Source organism: Streptomyces sp. NPDC015171, from assembly GCF_043079545.1.
GTDB lineage: Bacteria > Actinomycetota > Actinomycetes > Streptomycetales > Streptomycetaceae > Streptomyces.
The window spans coordinates 398,782-416,080 of sequence record NZ_JBIBUO010000005.1 but is presented as its reverse complement, the minus strand read 5'-3'; the positions used below and the strand labels follow the sequence as shown (position 1 = coordinate 416,080).

The following is a 17,299-nucleotide window of genomic DNA, read 5'->3' as shown; positions in this document are numbered from 1 at the left end:
CGGAACACGCGGCCGGATCACGCCGTTCGCGCCCGCGGCGGACAGCGGCGCGCGCCCCCGGCCGCGCGGTGGAGCGCTACGCGTCCTCCGCCAGCTCAAGCCAGCGCAGCTCCAGCTCGTCGCGCTCCCCGGCGAGGTCCCGCAGCTGGGCGTCCAGTTCGGCCACCTTCGCGAAGTCGGTGGCGTTGTCGGCGATCTGGGCGTGCAGCTTGGACTCCTTCTCGGAGACCTTGTCCAACTGGCGCTCGATCTTCTGGAGTTCCTTCTTCGCGGCGCGCTGGTCGGCGGCGCTCTTCTCCGTGGTGGCCGGCCGGGGCGCCGCGGCCGCGGTCTGCGCGGCGACCGCCTCCTCCATCCGCAGGCGCCGCTCCAGGTACTCGTCGATGCCGCGCGGCAGCATCCGCAGGGCGCCGTCGCCGAGGAGGGCGAACACCCGGTCCGTGGTGCGCTCCACGAAGAACCGGTCGTGGGAGATGACGACCATCGAGCCGGGCCAGCCGTCGAGCACGTCCTCCAGCTGGGTGAGGGTCTCGATGTCGAGGTCGTTGGTGGGCTCGTCCAGGAAGAGGACGTTGGGCTCGTCCATGAGGAGCCGCAGCAGCTGGAGCCGGCGCCGCTCACCGCCGGAGAGGTCGCCCACCGGCGTCCACTGCTTCTCCTTGCCGAAGCCGAACGTCTCGCACAGCTGCCCGGCCGTCATCTCGCGCCCCTTGCCGAGGTCGACGCGCTCGCGGACCTGCTGCACGGCCTCCAGGACCCTGAGGGCGGGGTCGAGTTCGGCGACCTCCTGGGAGAGGTAGGCGAGCTTCACGGTCCTGCCGACGGCGATACGGCCGCCCGCCGGCTGCTCCTCGCCCTCCGTACGGGCCGCCTGGGCCATGGCCCGCAGCAGCGAGGTCTTGCCGGCGCCGTTCACCCCGACGAGGCCGATCCGGTCGCCCGGGCCGAGCTGCCAGGTGACGTGCTTGAGCAGCACCTTCGGGCCGGCCTGCACGGTGATGTCTTCCAGGTCGAAGACGGTCTTGCCGAGCCGCGATGAGGCGAACTTCATCAGCTCGCTGCTGTCCCGGGGCGGCGGCACGTCCGCGATCAGCTCGTTGGCGGCCTCGACCCGGAAGCGCGGCTTGGAGGTGCGCGCGGGGGCGCCGCGGCGCAGCCAGGCCAGCTCCTTGCGGATCAGGTTCTGCCGCTTGGCCTCCTCCGTGGCGGCGATCCGCTCACGCTCCGCGCGCGCGAAGACGTAGTCCGAGTAGCCGCCCTCGTACTCGTACACGTCGCCGCGCTGCACGTCCCACATGCGCGTGGCCACCTGGTCGAGGAACCAGCGGTCGTGGGTCACGCAGACCAGCGCCGACCGACGGTTCTGCAGATGCCGGGCGAGCCAGGCGATGCCCTCCACGTCGAGGTGGTTGGTGGGCTCGTCGAGGACGAGCAGGTCCTGCTCCTCGATGAGCAGCTTGGCGAGCGCGATGCGGCGCCGCTCGCCGCCGGACAGCGGTCCGATGACCGTGTCGAGCCCCTTGGGGAAGCCCGGCAGGTCGAGCCCGCCGAACAGCCCGGTCAGCACGTCCCTGACCTTCGCGTTGCCCGCCCACTCGTGGTCGGCCATGTCGCCGATGACCTCGTGGCGGACGGTGGCGGCGGGGTCGAGGGAGTCGTGCTGGGTGAGCACGCCGAGCCGCAGCCCGCCGGAGTGGGTGATCCGCCCGGTGTCGGCCTCCTCCAGCTTGGCGAGCATCCGGATGAGGGTGGTCTTGCCGTCGCCGTTGCGCCCGACGACCCCGATCCGGTCCCCTTCCGACACACCGAGCGAGACGCCGTCCAGCAGGGCACGGGTGCCGTACACCTTGCTGACGTTCTCGACATTGACCAGGTTGACGGCCATTTCACTCCTGTGCGCGGGACTGGGTCGACGTGCGGCTCCGCCGCGTGGGTCAGCCTTCAAGCCTAGGCCCTGCGGGGACGGGGGCGGGGCGCGAGGGTGCGGTCACTCTTTGTGATGACGTGATCGGGAACAGGCCGCTACCGTGGTGGGCAGGCAGCAGGATCCCGTCCATGGGAGGAACCATGACCGCCGAGTCCGCAGAGCACCGTGTCCAGTGGCCGGTGCCGCCCCAGGACGGATACACCGTGGACGACCTGTTCACGCTGCCGGATCTCCCGCCGCACACCGAGCTGATCGACGGGAGCCTGGTTTTCGTGAGTGCCCAGCGGGACTTCCATAGTGTTGTCATCGACCTACTGGTCAGTGAGCTGCGGCGCACGGTGCCGAAAGAACTGAAGGTACGGCGTGAGATGACGGTCGTCATCGACCGTCGCAACGGTCCGGAGCCGGACATCTCGATCGTGCGCGCGGAAGCCGCCCGGAGTCGGGAACAGACGTACTACCGAGCCGCCGACGTCCTGCTCGCCGTCGAAGTCGTCTCGCCGGACTCCGAGTCCCGCGACCGCGACTCCAAGCCGCACAAGTACGCGGCGGCCGGGATCCCGCACTTCTGGCTGGTCGAGATGGGAGGCCAGGACGACCATCCCGTGGTCCAGGTGTACGAGCGCGGCGAGGCCACCGGCACGTACGCGCTGACCGGCATCCACCACGACCAGGTCAAGATCAGCGTCCCCTACGGCATCGACATCGACCTGACCGCCGTCGACGCGCTCTGAGCCCCGTCAGAGAACCGTCGCCCCCGGCACCGGCGCTGCCGCCGTCCGTACCGTGTGGCAGGTGCCGGAGGCCCGCAGGACGCCGGCCACCTTCTCCGCCGAGCCGGCGTCGCGGGTGAGGAAGGCGGTCGTGGGCCCGGATCCCGAGACCAGCGCGGCGAGCGCACCCGCCCCGCGTCCGGCCGCCAGCGTGTCGGCCAGCTCGGGGAAGAGGGACAGCGCGGCGGGCTGGAGGTCGTTGGACACGGCGGCGGCCAGCGCGTCCTGGTCGCCCTTGGCGAGGGCCTCCAGCAGCTCGGGCGAGGCCACCGGCCCGGGGATCTCCCGCCCCTCGGCCAGCCGGTCGAACTCCCGGAAGACCGCCGGGGTCGACAGCCCGCGCCCGGCCATCGCGAACACCCAGTGGAAAGTGCCGCCGACCTCCAGGGCGGTCAGCCGCTCCCCGCGGCCGACCCCCAGGGCCGCCCCGCCCACCAGGCTGAACGGCACATCGCTGCCCAGCTCGGCGCAGATCGCGAGGAGTTCGGCGCGGGAGGCACCCGTGCCCCAGAGCGCGTCGCAGGCGAGCAGCGCGCCCGCGCCGTCCGCGCTGCCGCCCGCCATGCCCCCGGCGACCGGGATGTCCTTGGCGATGTGGATGTGCACGGCCGGTTCGATGCCCCGGCGCCCGGCGAGGGCGAGGGCCGCGCGCGCGGCGAGGTTGGTGCGGTCCAGCGGGACCTGGTCGGCGTCCGGGCCCGCGCAGGTGACGCGCAGTTCGTCGGCCGGGGTGACCGTGACCTCGTCGTAGAGGCCGACGGCGAGGAAGACGTTGGCCAGGTCGTGGAAGCCGTCGGGGCGGGCGGCGCCCACCGCGAGCTGGACGTTGACCTTGGCGGGGACGCGGACCGTGACGCTCACTGCTGACCGGGCTCCTTGCGGTACGGGCGGTGCGGGCTGAGGTGCGGGACGCGGCCGCCGGCCGGCCCGCCGGGGCTTACTGCGGGGCGTCGCCGGCGCCGGCGTGGTGCTCGGCGATACGGGCGAACTCCTCGACGGTCAGCGACTCCCCGCGGGCCTGCGGCGAGACCCCGGCCGCGACCAGGGCGGCCTCGGCCGCCGCCGCGGACCCGGCCCAGCCGGCGAGCGCCGCCCGCAGGGTCTTGCGGCGCTGGGCGAAGGCCGCGTCGACCACCCGGAACACCTCGCGCCGCGACGCGGTGGTCTTGATCGGTTCGGCCCGCCGGACCAGGGAGACGAGCCCGCTGTCGACGTTCGGCGCGGGCCAGAAGACGTTGCGGCCGATGGCCCCGGCCCGCTTCACGTCCGCGTACCAGTTGGCCTTCACGGACGGCACGCCGTACACCTTCGAGCCGGGCGGGGCGGCCAGCCGGTCGGCGACCTCGGACTGCACCATCACCAGCGTCCGCTCGATGCTCGGGAAGGTTTCGAGCATGTGCAGCAGCACCGGTACGGCGACGTTGTACGGCAGGTTCGCCACCAGCGCCGTCGGCGCGGGGCCGGGCAGCTCGCCGACGTGCATCGCGTCGGAGTGCACCAGCGCGAACCGGTCGGCGCGCTCCGGCATGCGGGCGGCGACGGTCGCGGGCAGCGCGGCGGCCAGGACGTCGTCGATCTCGACGGCGGTGACGCGGTCGGCGACCTCCAGCAGTGCGAGGGTGAGCGAGCCGAGCCCGGGGCCGACCTCGACGACCACGTCGTCGGGGCGCACCTCGGCGGTCCGCACGATACGGCGGACCGTGTTGGCGTCGATCACGAAGTTCTGGCCGCGCTGCTTGGTCGGACGGACACCGAGCGCTGCCGCCAGCTCACGGATGTCGGCGGGTCCGAGGAGGGCGTCGGGGGTGGGGCTGCTCACGGGACAAGGGTACGGGGCCGACACCGCGCCCTCCGCCCACGCCCGCCCGCCGGGGTTCCCGGGCCGCGACGACCCCGCGCCCCGAGGCGCCCCGCGCGCACCTCGCGGGTGCGCGCCGCCCCGTTGCCGGAGCGCCGGCGCTCACCTGTGCAGACGCGCCCCGCAGTGCGGCCAGGGGCTCGCGCCGCGTTTCATGTACAGCTTCTTCGCGCGGTACGTCTGCTCCTCCGCCGGGGCGTCCTGGGGGCGCCCGCTGCCGCCGAGGCTCTGCCAGGTGCGGGTGTCGAACTGGTACAGCCCGCCGTAGGTGCCCGAGGAGTCGGTCGCGTTCGCCCGGCCGCCGGACTCGCAGGCGGCGAGCCCGTGCCAGTTCAGATGGTCGGCGCCCCGCACGGAGGTGGGGCGGGGCTTGGTGCCCACCTTCACCACCTGCTTGCGCGGCTTGCGGACCGTCTCGGTCTTCTCGCGGCGCGGCTTCTGCCCGACCCCGTTGACGGTGCGCAGGAAGAAGGTGGTCCTGCGCAGTCCGGGCTGGCCGGGCTGGGCGATGACCTCGGTGCCCTTGAAGAGGGTGGGGTCCTCGGTCCGCTCGACGTCGAACGGGATCAGCTCCTCGCGGACCTCGCGCCTGCCGCTCACCCGCAGCACGGTCACCGTCTGTCCGTCGCGCGGGAAGCTCTCCGGCGGCACGGAGGTGGTGTCCTGGCCGCGCAGGGTGATCCCGGACTCCTCCACCGCCTCGCGGACGGTCGCCGCGTTGGTGCGGACGGTGCGGGTCCGGCCGTCCGCCATGACCGTGACCGCGCGCTCGGTGCGCACGTCCAGGGCGAGCCCGGTGCGTCCGATGGGCTGGGAGCGCGAGGCCGACAGATAGGCGCCCTCGGCGCGCACTCCCAGTTCGTCCAGCGCGCCCTCCACCGTGTGCGCCGTCGTCCACACCTGGCGCGGCCGGCCGTCCAGGGTGAGCCGGACGGGGCGCCCGTACCGCACCGCGACCGCGTCGCCGCTGGCGAGCGCCGTGCCGGGGGCGGGCGCGATCATGTCGTGCGCTCCCACGTGCACGTCCTCCTCGGCGAGCAGGCCGCTCACGTCGTCGGCGAAGGTGTGCAGGGCCCGCTGCCTGCCGTCGACGCTCAGCTCGATCGCCTTGTCCTCGGCGACGAAGGCGCTGGTGCCGCCGGCCAGGAAGGCCACGACCAGCGCCTGCGGCAGCAGACGGCGCACGGCGGATTCCGGGCGCTCGGTGTAGCGCGCCCTGCGCCGGCGGGCGGCGCGTCCGCTCACCCCGGCGGGCGGATCGGGGAACGCGTCCGCCTCGTCCGCCTCGTCAGGGGCGGGCGCACCATGGCCGCGCGGCTCGTCCGCCGGCCCGCTCGCGCCCTGGTGCGGCAGCGCCCGCTCCGGCTCGTTCACGCGCTCATGCGCCGGCGCCGGCACCTGCGCATGCGCCCCCATCTCGTACGCGGGCCGGTACGTGTCGTCGTACGCCGTCTCGCGGTACGCCGTCTCGCGGGCCGCCGCGTCATACCCCGCGGCGCCGTACGCCGCCACGTCGTACGCCGCCGCGTGGTGCACCGCACCCTCGTACGACGACACCCCGTAGCCCACCGCCCCGGCGTCGTGCACACCGGGCCACGGGCCGCCCGGCACGCCGGGTGGCGCACTGTAGGGGCCGTACGCCTCGTACGTCTCGTACTGCGAGTTGCTCACGCCGACACGCTCCAGAGGGCCAGAGGGGTCCGGATCGGGCCCCCAGAACCTAGCGGAGGGGTGGTCACTCTCCAAAGCGGCACGACTACACAGGGGCGCGGCCGGACTTGGGCCGAGTGCCGCCGAGCGTTATCGGCCGGTTATGATTGATGCACTCTCAGTAACCAAAGGCGCGGGCCGTGTTCGCGCCCAGGGCTGTCGCCAGCGCGTCCTCGTCGATGCCGCGCACGGCGGCCATGGCGCGGACCGTGACCGGAATGAGATACGGGGCGTTGGGCCGTCCGCGGTACGGCACCGGCGTCAGGAAGGGCGCGTCGGTCTCCACGAGGACGAGTTCCAGGGGGGCGACGGCAAGGGCGTCCCGCAGGTTCTGGGCGTTCTTGAAGGTGACGTTGCCGGCGAAGGACATGAAGTAGCCCTCACGGGCGCAGATCCCGGCCATCTCGGCGTCGCCGGAGTAGCAGTGGAAGACGGTGCGCTCGGGGGCGCCCTCCTCCTTCAGGACGCGCAGGACGTCGGCGTGGGCGTCGCGGTCGTGGATGACGAGCGCCTTGCCGTGCCGCTTGGCGATCTCGATGTGGGCGCGGAAGGACCGCTCCTGGGCGGCCTTGCCCTCGGGGCCGGTGCGGAAGTGGTCGAGGCCGGTCTCGCCGACGCCCTTCACCTGCTCCAGCCCGGCCAGCCGGTCGATCTCGGCGAGGGCCGCGTCCAGGGCCGCGTCGCCGCCCGCCGCGCGGGCACCCTGCCGGGACCAGCCGTCGGGGTCGCCGTGGACGATGCGCGGGGCCTCGTTGGGGTGGAGGGCCACGGTGGCGTGGACGTTCTCGTGGGCGGCCGCGGTCTCGGCGGCCCACCGCGAACCCTTGATGTCGCAGCCGACCTGGACGACGGTCGTGACGCCCACCGAAGCGGCCTTCGCCAGGCCCTCCTCGACCGTGCCGGACTGCATGTCGAGGTGGGTGTGGGAGTCGGCGACGGGCACCCCGAGGGGTGCCGGGAGCGGCGGTGCCGCGTTCTTGTCGTCGCGCGCAGAGCTCTGGCCGGCGTTCGAAGGCATGCCCCCGATCCTACGAAAGGGGCATGCCCTCGCGGACCCGCGGTCCGGTCAGCCCGCCTTGCGCTGGAAAGGGTGCAGCAGATCGGAGAGGTGCCAGTGGTGCGGCGCCCTGGCCGGCGCGGCCGGCCGCGACCCCCCGTCCGCCGCGGGCACCTGGGGCGCCTCGACCGGGCCGGCCATCGGCACCCGGTGGTGGTCCCGCTCGGCCGCGCTGCGCACCGAGGACACCTGGCCCGCGCGCATGATCCGCACGACGTGACCGTCACAGTTGTGGCAGTTCGGCCGGCTCAGCGGCGACGGCACGATCCGGCCGTCGGCCACGTAGAGCACGAATTGCTCCCCCGCGGCGTTCGTGTGGTGCTCTATCTCGTACGACTGCTCCCAGCCGTGCCCGCAGCGCATGCAGGCGAACGAATACGACTCGTGAACGACGGCTGTGGCCGTACCGCGGAGGCCGGTCTGCCCTGCTATGTCACTCATGCCAGCTCCTGTTGTCCGCTGGACAGGCGCCCCGGGGCGGGACTTCCCCGCATCCCTGGGCGCGGGACGGGGTGCGTCCCTTCGACCAGTGGACGCCTCCGCCTGGCCTGAATGCAGCCGGCCTGTCGAGTGTTGGAGGCGATTTGGACTTTGCTTGCCAAAACACCCCGGGTGGGGGCCGTGGGCTTTGCCTTCGTCGTCAGCCTTTTACCCACCCATGGGGCGCGCGCTCAGCCGAGAAGCGCCCCGCTCAGCGGTACGTTTCCGCAGGCCAGCGCGGCTTGCCCGGAGCGCATCGCCTGACTGTCCGTCCGCTCAGCCGCCGGCCTTCTTCGCCTCGACCACCGCGTCGAACACCACCCGCTTCGGCAGCCCCGCGTCCGCCGCCACGGCCGCGATGGCCTCCTTGCGGCGCTCGCCGGCCTCCTCCCGCACCCGCACCCGGCGGACCAGCTCCTCCGCGTCCAGCTCCTCGGGCCCGGCCTCGGGCGCCCCCTCGACCACCACGGTGATCTCCCCGCGCACCCCCTCGGCCGCCCATCGCGCCAGCTCGGCCAGCGGACCGCGGCGTACCTCCTCGTACGTCTTGGTCAGCTCGCGGCAGACGGCGGCCCGCCGGTCGGCGCCGAAGACCTCGGCCATCGCGGCGAGGGTGTCGTCGAGCCGGTGCGGGGCCTCGAAGTAGACCAGCGTGCGGCGCTCGGCCGCGACCTCGCGCAGCCGGGACAGCCGTTCGCCGGCCTTGCGCGGCAGGAAGCCCTCGAAGCAGAACCGGTCGACGGGCAGCCCGGACAGGGCGAGCGCGGTGAGCACGGCGGACGGGCCGGGCACGGCGGTGACCCGGATGTCCTGGGCCACGGCGGCGGCGACCAGCCGGTAGCCGGGGTCGGAGACGGAGGGCATGCCCGCGTCGGTCACCAGCAGCACGCGCGCGCCGCCGAGCAGTTCCTCGACCAGCTCCGGCGTGCGGGCGCTCTCGTTGCCCTCGAAGTACGAGACGACACGGCCCTTGGGCGTGACGCCCAGCGCCTGTGTGAGCCGGCGCAGCCGCCGGGTGTCCTCGGCGGCGACCACGTCGGCGCCGGCCAGCTCCTCGGCCAGCCGGGGCGGCGCGTCCGCGGTGTCGCCGATGGGGGTACCTGCCAGGACAAGGGTTCCAGTCACCCCCCCATCCTCCCAGGAGATCCGGGGCGGGCTCCGGGCGGCCGCCGGCGGGGACGAAACCGACCGTGTCCCGACCGGTACCTCACATGCACGGGACTCGCACAGAACGGTTCCCTACGATGGCGCGGTGACCAGTACCGCGTCCTCCATGGACCTCCGGCAGGGCCGGCCACCGCACGACCAGCGGCCGTCGTGGCAGCAGCGGCTGCGCCGATTCGGGTACCAGCCGGCCGCCGACGCGCCCGGCGGCGACGTCCGCGGCCGGCTGGTGCCGCCGTACGCCGAGCCGAGCCCCCGGCTGTGGCGGGCGCTCGGGGTGCCGCCGGTGCTCGCCGAGCGGATCACGCGCTGGTCGGGCTGGGGCGGGCCGCTGCTGGTGACGCTGATGGCGGGCCTGATCCGGTTCTGGAACCTGGGCAGCCCGCGCGCGGTGATATTCGACGAGACGTACTACGCCAAGGACGCCTGGGCGCTCGTCCACCGCGGTTTCGAGGTCAGCTGGGACAAGTACGGCAAGGGCGCCAACGACCTGGTCCTCCAGCAGCACGGCCATCTGGCGATCCCGACGGACCCCGCGTACGTGGTGCATCCGCCGGTCGGCAAGTACGTGATCGGGCTCGGCGAGCTGGTGTTCGGGTTCGACCCGTTCGGCTGGCGGTTCATGACGGCGCTGCTGGGCACGGTGAGCGTGCTGCTGCTGTGCCGGATCGGGCGCCGGATCTTCCGCTCGACGTTCCTGGGCTGCCTCGCGGGCGCGCTGATGGCGGTGGACGGCCTGCACTTCGTGATGAGCCGGACCTCGCTGCTCGACGGCGTGCTGATGTTCTTCGTGGTGGCCGCGTTCGGCTGCCTGGTGGTCGACCGGGACCGGGCGCGGGAGAGGCTGGCCGCGGCCCTGCCGGTGGATCCTGACGGCCGGGTGCGGCCGGACGGGGCGGTCGCGGACGCCTTCCGCTTCGGGTGGCGCCCGTGGCGCTGGGCGGCCGGGCTGATGCTGGGTCTCGCCGTGGGCACGAAGTGGAACGGCCTGTACATCCTGGCCGCGTTCTGTGTGATGACGGTCCTGTGGGACGTCGGCACCCGCAAGGTGGCCGGGGCGTACCGCCCGTACGCCGCGGCGCTGAAGTACGACACCGGGATGGCCTTCGTGGCGACGGTCCCGGTGGCGCTGGTGGTCTACGTGGCCTCGTGGACCGGCTGGATCCTCTCCCCGACCGACGGCACGGGCGGCTACTACCGCAACTGGGCGGCCACCGACGGCAAGGGCGGCTTCTGGTCTTTCCTGCCGGACTGGCTGCGCAGCCTGTGGCACTACGAGCACGAGGTGTACAACTTCCACGTCCACCTCGACCAGCCGCACACGTACCAGTCCAACCCGTGGAGCTGGCTGGTGCTGGGCCGCCCGGTGTCGTACTTCTACGAGTCACCCGCCCCCGGCGCCGACGGCTGCCCGGCGGACGCGGGCCAGAAGTGCGCTCGTGAGGTGCTGGCGATCGGCACGCCGCTGCTGTGGTGGGCGGCCTGCTTCGCGCTGGGGTACGTGCTGTGGCGGTGGGCGTTCCGCCGCGACTGGCGGGCCGGTGCCATCGCGTGCGGGATCGCGGCCGGCTATCTGCCGTGGTTCATGTACCAGGAGCGGACGATCTTCCTGTTCTACGCGGTCGTCTTCCTGCCGTTCCTGTGTCTGGCGCTGGCGATGATGATCGGCGCGATCATCGGCCCGCCGGGCTCCACCGACACCCGCCGCGTGGTCGGCGCCACGGCGGCGGGCGTCCTGGTCCTGCTGATCGCCTGGAACTTCATCTACTTCTGGCCCCTGTACACGGGCCAGGCGATCCCCATCGACAGCTGGCGGTCGCGGATGTGGCTGGACACCTGGGTGTAGCTGGGCAGACACGCCACGAGGGTGCGGCCATCGGCCGCACCCTCGTGGTCGTTGTTTGTCGTTGGCGGTCGCTGCTGGCCGCCCTCGGACGGCCCAGAGGCGGCCCCGCTAGGGGGCCACGGCGGATTTACAGACCGCACGGCTCGGCGGAGGTGACCTGGGCCTCTGGCGGAACTAAGGCATGCGGCCCCACTGAACGGCCAGTACACAGCAGCAGTCTTGGACGCCCGCATGCCCAGCGTGCCGGTAACGTGCCCGTTATGCACGCCGGACGATGCGGCGGGCTTGACGTTGCAGCGGCCCCTCCACATAGCGCAGACTCATCAACTCCACTAGGCGGAACGGGTAATGGGCTGTTGTCAGTGCCCACACGTAGCATCCGCACTATGGAGCTCGGTGACTTCCTCTACCAGGTCGGTACCACCTTCGGGGTGGGCGCCGACGCGAGCACAAGCAGCGATGCTGCGCGTCTACTCCGGGCGGCACCGGACAAGATCGGGCACTTGGTGCCAGCCGGCTACCTCGTCGAGGGAAGCCCCGGACGAGGCAACGCCGCGGTCTGTCCCTGGGTGTCCTTCTTCGATCCCGATGAGACGACAACCGCCACACGCGGCATGTACCTCGTCTACCTCCTAGCCGAAGACAGGAAGACCTTCGCGCTCAGCCTCAACCAGGGCGTCACTGAGATCACCAAAGCTCTGGGCGCCCGCGAAGCCCGGCAAAAGCTAGCTGCCCAAGCCGAAGCCATCAGGGAAGCTCTCCCGACCGAAGCCAGGGCTGGACTGGATGCCACGATCGACCTCGGTGGTCAGCCGGGGCTGCCGCGCTCCTACGAGGCCGGCAATCTCCTGGCTATCACGTACGAGATCGCCGCATTGCCTGACGAGCAGACGTTGCGTGCCGACTTGAGTCGCATGATCGCTCTCTATCAAGATGCACTGGCGGTCCGTGAGGAAGTACGTCAAACCACCCGTGACACTATCGTGACGGTCGTCGAGCAGCCTCCCACACAGTCCCGGGAGCTTCTGCTGCACTTCGCGCCTAAGAGCGACGAGGAGTATGTGCAGGTAGTTTCGGCACGACGGCTACGCAAGAGCCGCAGCCACGAAACCCTCGTGCAGCAGTACGGCACGTTCCTTGAGGAACAGGGTGTCGAGGTGGGCACCAACGTGCATCCCCGAGACCTTGTCATCATCAGGCATGGGATCCACTGGCTTGCCGAAGCCAAGTTCATCCGACGTGGCAATGCCACGGGAGCTGTACGTGAGGCCTTAGGGCAGCTCGCCACCTATGCCTTCTGCCTGTACCCGGAGGACGCTCAGCCGCACAAGATGGCTCTGTTCTCTGAACCTGTGGGCGACGTGTACACCCGGCTCCTTGAACACCATGGAATTGCAGCAGTGTGGTGCACGGACGACGGCTGGGCTGGATCGCCGTCCGCCGTAGCGGCGGGCCTCGTCTGAGACAGGTCCTCCTTACCGGAATGGCCAAGTGTAGGCGGCGGGAGTGTCGGATGGACGGTTTACAGTACGACATGAAGACTGTTCGACGCGCGCACACCTTGAGAATTCGCGGCGTCGCGTGAATCCATAAGGGGGGGGAAGTGAGTCGCGCCGGCGACACTAGCATCACTTGCATTGCAAGCGGGGATGGCTGGCGATGCAGTCGTCCAGTCAGGTACATATCGAAGGAGCTTTGCGGAGCACACTACCAGCAGGCGAATTCAGGTAAGTCGTTCATGCCGGCCCGAGAAACTTACGATAATCCTGTGTGCGCGGCACACAGCGGACACTCTTCTGCCGGCGAGGGCTTCGGCGAGTGGCGATGCATCAAGCCGCGCCAAGCGAGGGAATGGTGTAGCGGTCATTACGGGCAACTCCGCGGCACGAATCGCATTGGATATCTGCGCCCAATCCGAGATTACGGCCAATATCGCTCAGATGGAGTAAGTAAGCGTTGCGTGAGCTGCGAGGAGGTGAAAGACGTTTCCGCGTTCTACCCTTTCCCGAGATCGGCAGACGGACTTAAGCGGGAATGTGCTGAATGCAATTGGGCTTACAACGTAAAAAGGAGATTCAATGTGACGGCGGAGCAATACGCACGAATTCTCGCCTTCCAGGGTGGGGCTTGTGCCGTTTGTGAAAGGGATGCTACCCTGAATGAGAATGGCAAACGCCTCGCTATAGATCATTTGCATTCATGTTGCCCCGAAGAAGGGCATTCCTGTGGGAGATGTGTTCGCGGGCTTCTTTGTACGAGCTGCAACACAATGCTTGGCAAATATGAGTCTCTACCTATCCATTTTCAAGACTCTGCTCATTTGAACGCATACCTGTCGGATCCGCCGGCTCGAAAAGTGCTGGTGGGTGGGGCCTGAACACACCACTCACGTCAGCTTCCCTCCCGCCTGCCGTCGACCTATGGCCCCAAAAGCTTCCGCGCGTCGGGCAGGGGGCCTGATCTTTGAGGCTCGCCCCAAAGTAGCTGTCTAAGCCGTGGAGCCGACCGGCCTCAGCCAGAGAGGGTTTTCTTCCTTCGCCCGCATACACACAGCACGCCGCTGGACGCGGTCGGCAGGGGCCAAGACAGGAGGCAGGCCGCGCCGCCGAGGCGGCGCGTTCTCACGGCGGCCGCAGTCGCACCCCGCGTCGTGAAAGCCTCGGACCATGATCGGTCTGGGGCTTTTTCCCTTGTGCCCCCAGCAGGATTCGAACCTGCGACACCCGCTTTAGGAGTTCATCCGGGCAATGTGGCAAGCGGATGTTTGGCGCGCTCAGCCTGCTCTGCCGGGTGCGCGGTCGGTCCTCCGGGTACGGCAACGTGTCCCGGTGTTGCCGTCAGCTAGTGCCGTCAGCCGAGGCACGGATTGGCGTACGCCAGCAGCTTGCTGTCTGGCGATTGCGGTTCGGTGCCGCTCCTGAAGGGAGTCGCACGACCCGTGCGTTATCCGTCAAGCAACACGGTCTTGCTGCGGTCTTCAGGTGGCATGGAGAGTAGTTCCGGCCGCTCGTTGTATAGAGCCTTGAGCCCATCGATGGCGACGCGGATTACTCTCTCTCTGTTTTTCGCAGCGGTGTCGGGGTCAGGCTCTTTGGCGCCGTGCACCATCGAACTTCTCACGGCGTAGAGTTTGTTGAGTTCCTTCTGTAGCTCTAGGCGCTTTTCTGTGGTTTCTTCAAGAATTTTAGCGAGAGATGCCGTCACCCTGAACGTGGTTTCAGTCCGAGTGCCGAACATGTTCTCCCAGGCAATCAGGGCGTCGATCAGTGCATCGTTGGAATTCCAACGGGAGGAGGCCGCAGAGAGAAGCCGTTTCATGGCGATGTTCAGCGATTCCGGATGCTTTTTCCTGATCACGTCATACATGGCAATAACTTCACCGTGCTTGTCTGCGGGAAGCTGATTGTTGGCGGGTGTATGCTCGCTAGCACTCCAATAACTTGCGCCTCCCATATTTGCCGGGTCGATGATGAGTCGAGTCTCTTCCTTAGGTGCGAGTAGCGTCCCCTCATCGGAGCAAAGGAGGAGCGCCAGCCTCACTTTGTCAAGACTGTATTCGAAGGACCTGACGGACTCTTCAATTCGCGCCCTGTACTTCATGAACGGCTTAGCCCAATCGTCGCTCCCGGGGTTGCTCTTGTATACGTGAAGGATTCGCACCGCGTAGTGCGTCTCGTAAACAGCTCCTGTTGCGCCGCTGTTATTAAGGAGAATCCCTCGCTCGGCAGGACGTACCCCGCGGAGAACGCCATCTGTAAAATGGATGGACTGTCCGTCCTCCAGGCTAAGGCCGCTAAATCCGATGACGGCTGGGATCTTTACATCCTTCCCGTCTGCCAACAAACGGAGAGCCTCCAGGGAGTCTTTCAAGCACTCCGAAAGGCGCTCGAAAGTGAGTTGGTGTCCGTTTAGGGCCACGCGTAGTCTGGCGTCATAGATGAGCCCGGAAAGAACACCAACTAGTTGCCGTGTGCCGCTGGAACCGGCATTCACAATCCATTCCGCAGACTCCATCAATGGCTGGGGTGCTCCTTGCTCGCTGCCAGCGGCAGGAGGGAAAAGTTTACTTAGCGACCGATCGTGCATGAAAATTTCAGCCGCTTCTGTTGCTTTGGGATGCTGAATCAAGCCAGCAGGGCTGGCCATGAAGAACCCAGCCCCTCGCTGGATCTTTGGTGGTGGCATCAGAAGCACAGGCCAGATGTCCAGCGCTATAGAGCGGAGTGCGAAAAGCACCTCGTCGTCTGCGTCCGCTACGTCTGCCGGTACGCTTCCACCGCAAAGCTTGCGCAGGAAGTGAACGACGGACATACCCTCTTCGGGCATGAAGGCACTCAGTTGGCCTGAGGCAATGAGGTTGATATCAATGAAGCCCGTATGAACTGATTGCAAGGCCAGAGAGGATAGGGTGTTCAAAACACCCGTGGGGGTAAGTTCTGCGAGGTTGTCCAGGCTCTCTGGCTCCGGGATATTGAGGACGTACCGTACGAACTCTTCCCCGAATGCCGCAACCAGCAGTTGTTTGACATCTGACATCAGACCCACCCCTACCCTCAAGTCAGGGCTACCACGACGAGCCCTGATTCCGTATCAATTCGTTCCTATGCCGGGTGTAGCCGTCATTATTGCGTTACGCAAGCTCGGATGGGGGAGGTCTTTCTGACCTTGCAGAGCAATCCGAGTGGTCTCCTGTTCGAGACGGCCAGAGTCAGTGTTCGGCGGACTCCAAAGCAGCAATCACGGCCGCAGGATCGCCGTCATACGTGAGATGCGGTTCGTCAGGCTTTGGAGGTACGAAGCGTGTGCGATACCGCTGTAGGTCGCTTTCAGAGAAATAGATCGAGTTGGGATCGTGTGCGTGGGCCGCGTTGCGCTTGCTGATCCTTGACCAGAGTTCATCGTGGCTCGCTTCGAGATACACGAGCACCGGGGTTGCACCGGCGTCGCTAGCGATGGCTCGCCAGCGGGCGCGGTCGTCCGGCGTCCAGAAGCCATGGTCAACTACAACGTCGTGCCCTGCCTGAAGTAGCTCCCGCAGTTCGACTGCCACATCCTCCAGGACCGGACGCTCAAGGATGGGGAAAGTACCCCGCGGGAAGTCCACCCCGTACACACCGTGACGCCGGTACATCTCTTCATCCGGGCACAGGCGTACGAAGCCGCGATCGGTGAGCGCTCGCGAAAGAGTGGTCTTGCCGGAGCCGGGGAGGCCGGCCATGAGGACGCAGAACGGAGGGCGTGTGGGCATCGGCTTCGTCAGGCTCTGGGAGATCACGGAGATCTCTGCTTCGGCTTCGGGGGTGAGTCGTCCAGTACGGCGAGCAGTGAGGAGAGTGCCCATGCGGTCTTCGAGCACGCTCAGAAGCGTGTCGTCGATGGCTGTCACTGGGACACCTCAGATTCCGTTCGCCAGGTACGACCGGGGCCTCCGAGGTCCACGCCGAACTCCACGACGTTGCCCTCGCTGTCAATGAACTTGGCCGTCATCACGACCACGGGTTCCGTCGGCGGATTCTCGGGGTCCAGCTCCAAGAGCCGCGCATCATCTGCAGTCAGCAGGCGCGCTGAGGCGGTGTCGATCCGATGTGTGATCGGTAGGCCCGTCGCTTCGGCGATGAGCTGGAGCGATGTACCCCCTGTCAGTCGCTCGCTCACCGCCAACTGCGGGATGAGCTTCCCGTACTGAGCCGGAATCCACGACGTGCTGTGCGCGACGATGCCGTGTCGGTCCCTGTACACCCTGCGCCGGCAGATCACGTCGGAATGCTGCTCGATGCCTAGCGCCTGCGCCACGTCCGGAGGGGCAGGCACTACAGCGGCCTCGTGTGAGTCGGACCTTTCCCCGGAGCCCCAACTTGAGCCGGTACGGCGGCCCCGGTCCTGACGCTGAGATCCCGAGGACATGGGAGCGGGGGGATCCAGAACTTCCGTCCCGATGCCATGAATGCCCCTGACCAGGCCCTCATTCCGCAGCTTGCGCAGTGCCTTCTCAGCGGTGGCGGTGCTCACCCCCCACTCTTCCGAGAGGTTCTTGATGCTCGGCAGGAGTGATCCCGGCGGTAGCTGGCCGGACTCGATCAGCTCCGTGTAGTGGGCGGCAATCTTCGCGTACGGCGCCCGATTGTCGGCCTGACCGGCCATGTCGTCAGCTCCCTCATCAGCGGTTCCCTGCGGTTCCCTAGCTTACTGCTTGACACCGCAGGGAACCCTAGGGAACCCTAGGGATCTGTCCGGAGGAAAGCCCCGCGGGGTGAGTACGAAGTGAGCGCCTGTGCCTTGAGAACTCAACAGCGTGCCGAGGGGATCCCGCCCCACCTCCGCGAGCAAGCGGGCGGGCGCGTGCAGGTTCTGCCCCTGCGCGCGGTACGGCGCGACCTCAACTTCTCCGCAGTGCGGCTGACCTGTGCTGCGGCCGGTTGCCTCCGCTGCTCGTCTCGTACGAGCAGCGTCGAGGGGAGCCGGATCTACCGACTTCAACGGCGTG

The 17,299-nt window shown here is 68.6% G+C and carries 14 protein-coding genes; 4 read left to right on the top strand and 10 right to left on the bottom strand.

From position 1 onward, the window contains the following. Positions 1 to 76: 76 nt before the first annotated feature. The gene (locus tag ACF073_RS17150) at positions 77 to 1,885 is read right to left on the bottom strand and encodes an ABC-F family ATP-binding cassette domain-containing protein (protein ID WP_392070690.1); all 1,809 of its coding nucleotides are present in this window, start codon (positions 1,883 to 1,885) and stop codon (positions 77 to 79) included. A 182-nt stretch (positions 1,886 to 2,067) separates the two neighbouring features. On the opposite strand from ACF073_RS17150, the gene ACF073_RS17145 reads away from it, so the two are divergent. Beyond that, a complete protein-coding gene (locus ACF073_RS17145; RefSeq protein ID WP_392070688.1) occupies positions 2,068 to 2,661 on the top strand; it encodes a Uma2 family endonuclease in 594 nt (197 codons plus the stop codon). A 6-nt stretch (positions 2,662 to 2,667) separates the two neighbouring features. Here ACF073_RS17145 and ACF073_RS17140 read toward each other — a convergent pair whose 3' ends face one another. The 6 genes from ACF073_RS17140 to rsmI all read right to left on the bottom strand — a co-directional run bounded on the left by ACF073_RS17140 (position 2,668) and on the right by rsmI (position 8,930). Beyond that, on the bottom strand, positions 2,668 to 3,561 hold the full coding sequence (locus ACF073_RS17140; RefSeq protein ID WP_392070687.1) for a 4-(cytidine 5'-diphospho)-2-C-methyl-D-erythritol kinase: 894 nt from the start codon (positions 3,559 to 3,561) through the stop codon (positions 2,668 to 2,670). A 76-nt stretch (positions 3,562 to 3,637) separates the two neighbouring features. Beyond that, entirely contained in the window at positions 3,638 to 4,519 is an 882-nt protein-coding gene (gene rsmA, locus ACF073_RS17135; RefSeq protein WP_392070685.1) for a 16S rRNA (adenine(1518)-N(6)/adenine(1519)-N(6))-dimethyltransferase RsmA, read from the bottom strand. Positions 4,520 to 4,660: 141 nt separating this feature from the next. Next, a complete protein-coding gene (locus ACF073_RS17130; protein ID WP_392070683.1) occupies positions 4,661 to 6,229 on the bottom strand; it encodes a ubiquitin-like domain-containing protein in 1,569 nt (522 codons plus the stop codon). 157 nt (positions 6,230 to 6,386) lie between these two features. Then, positions 6,387 to 7,286, bottom strand: coding sequence for a TatD family hydrolase (locus tag ACF073_RS17125; RefSeq protein ID WP_392070681.1), 900 nt, complete (start codon positions 7,284 to 7,286; stop codon positions 6,387 to 6,389). Between the two features lie 48 nt (positions 7,287 to 7,334). Further along, positions 7,335 to 7,766: a hypothetical protein gene (locus ACF073_RS17120; RefSeq protein ID WP_392070680.1), complete on the bottom strand. Its 432-nt coding sequence runs from the start codon at positions 7,764 to 7,766 to the stop codon at positions 7,335 to 7,337. A 315-nt stretch (positions 7,767 to 8,081) separates the two neighbouring features. After that, a complete protein-coding gene (gene rsmI / locus ACF073_RS17115; protein ID WP_392070678.1) occupies positions 8,082 to 8,930 on the bottom strand; it encodes a 16S rRNA (cytidine(1402)-2'-O)-methyltransferase in 849 nt (282 codons plus the stop codon). Positions 8,931 to 9,057: 127 nt separating this feature from the next. On the opposite strand from rsmI, the gene ACF073_RS17110 reads away from it, so the two are divergent. The 3 genes from ACF073_RS17110 (at position 9,058) to ACF073_RS17100 (ending at position 13,192) form a co-directional block, all read left to right on the top strand. Next, entirely contained in the window at positions 9,058 to 10,815 is a 1,758-nt protein-coding gene (locus tag ACF073_RS17110; RefSeq protein WP_392070676.1) for a dolichyl-phosphate-mannose--protein mannosyltransferase, read from the top strand. A gap of 386 nt (positions 10,816 to 11,201) precedes the next feature. Further along, entirely contained in the window at positions 11,202 to 12,278 is a 1,077-nt protein-coding gene (locus tag ACF073_RS17105) for an MrcB family domain-containing protein (RefSeq protein ID WP_392070674.1), read from the top strand. Between the two features lie 275 nt (positions 12,279 to 12,553). Then, on the top strand, positions 12,554 to 13,192 hold the full coding sequence (locus ACF073_RS17100) for an endonuclease domain-containing protein (RefSeq protein ID WP_392070672.1): 639 nt from the start codon (positions 12,554 to 12,556) through the stop codon (positions 13,190 to 13,192). Positions 13,193 to 13,758: 566 nt separating this feature from the next. On the opposite strand, the gene ACF073_RS17095 is transcribed toward ACF073_RS17100, so the two are convergent. The 3 genes from ACF073_RS17095 to ACF073_RS17085 form a co-directional block, all read right to left on the bottom strand. Continuing rightward, positions 13,759 to 15,351: a hypothetical protein gene (locus ACF073_RS17095; RefSeq protein WP_392070670.1), complete on the bottom strand. Its 1,593-nt coding sequence runs from the start codon at positions 15,349 to 15,351 to the stop codon at positions 13,759 to 13,761. Between the two features lie 172 nt (positions 15,352 to 15,523). After that, complete coding sequence (locus ACF073_RS17090) at positions 15,524 to 16,201, bottom strand: AAA family ATPase (RefSeq protein WP_392070668.1); 678 nt, start codon at positions 16,199 to 16,201, stop codon at positions 15,524 to 15,526. Beyond that, entirely contained in the window at positions 16,198 to 16,956 is a 759-nt protein-coding gene (locus tag ACF073_RS17085; protein WP_392070666.1) for a GntR family transcriptional regulator, read from the bottom strand. The genes ACF073_RS17090 and ACF073_RS17085 overlap by 4 nt, the downstream gene beginning before the upstream one ends. Positions 16,957 to 17,299: the final 343 nt, after the last annotated feature.

Coding starts and splice junctions, on each gene's coding strand:
- ACF073_RS17150 (WP_392070690.1), bottom strand. CDS start 1,885: ATGGCCGTCAACCTGGTCAATGTCGAGAACGTCAGCAAGGTGTACGGC.
- ACF073_RS17145 (WP_392070688.1), top strand. CDS start 2,068: ATGACCGCCGAGTCCGCAGAGCACCGTGTCCAGTGGCCGGTGCCGCCC.
- ACF073_RS17125 (WP_392070681.1), bottom strand. CDS start 7,286: ATGCCTTCGAACGCCGGCCAGAGCTCTGCGCGCGACGACAAGAACGCG.
- ACF073_RS17120 (WP_392070680.1), bottom strand. CDS start 7,766: ATGAGTGACATAGCAGGGCAGACCGGCCTCCGCGGTACGGCCACAGCC.
- ACF073_RS17105 (WP_392070674.1), top strand. CDS start 11,202: ATGGAGCTCGGTGACTTCCTCTACCAGGTCGGTACCACCTTCGGGGTG.
- ACF073_RS17100 (WP_392070672.1), top strand. CDS start 12,554: ATGCCGGCCCGAGAAACTTACGATAATCCTGTGTGCGCGGCACACAGC.
- ACF073_RS17095 (WP_392070670.1), bottom strand. CDS start 15,351: ATGTCAGATGTCAAACAACTGCTGGTTGCGGCATTCGGGGAAGAGTTC.
- ACF073_RS17085 (WP_392070666.1), bottom strand. CDS start 16,956: ATGGCCGGTCAGGCCGACAATCGGGCGCCGTACGCGAAGATTGCCGCC.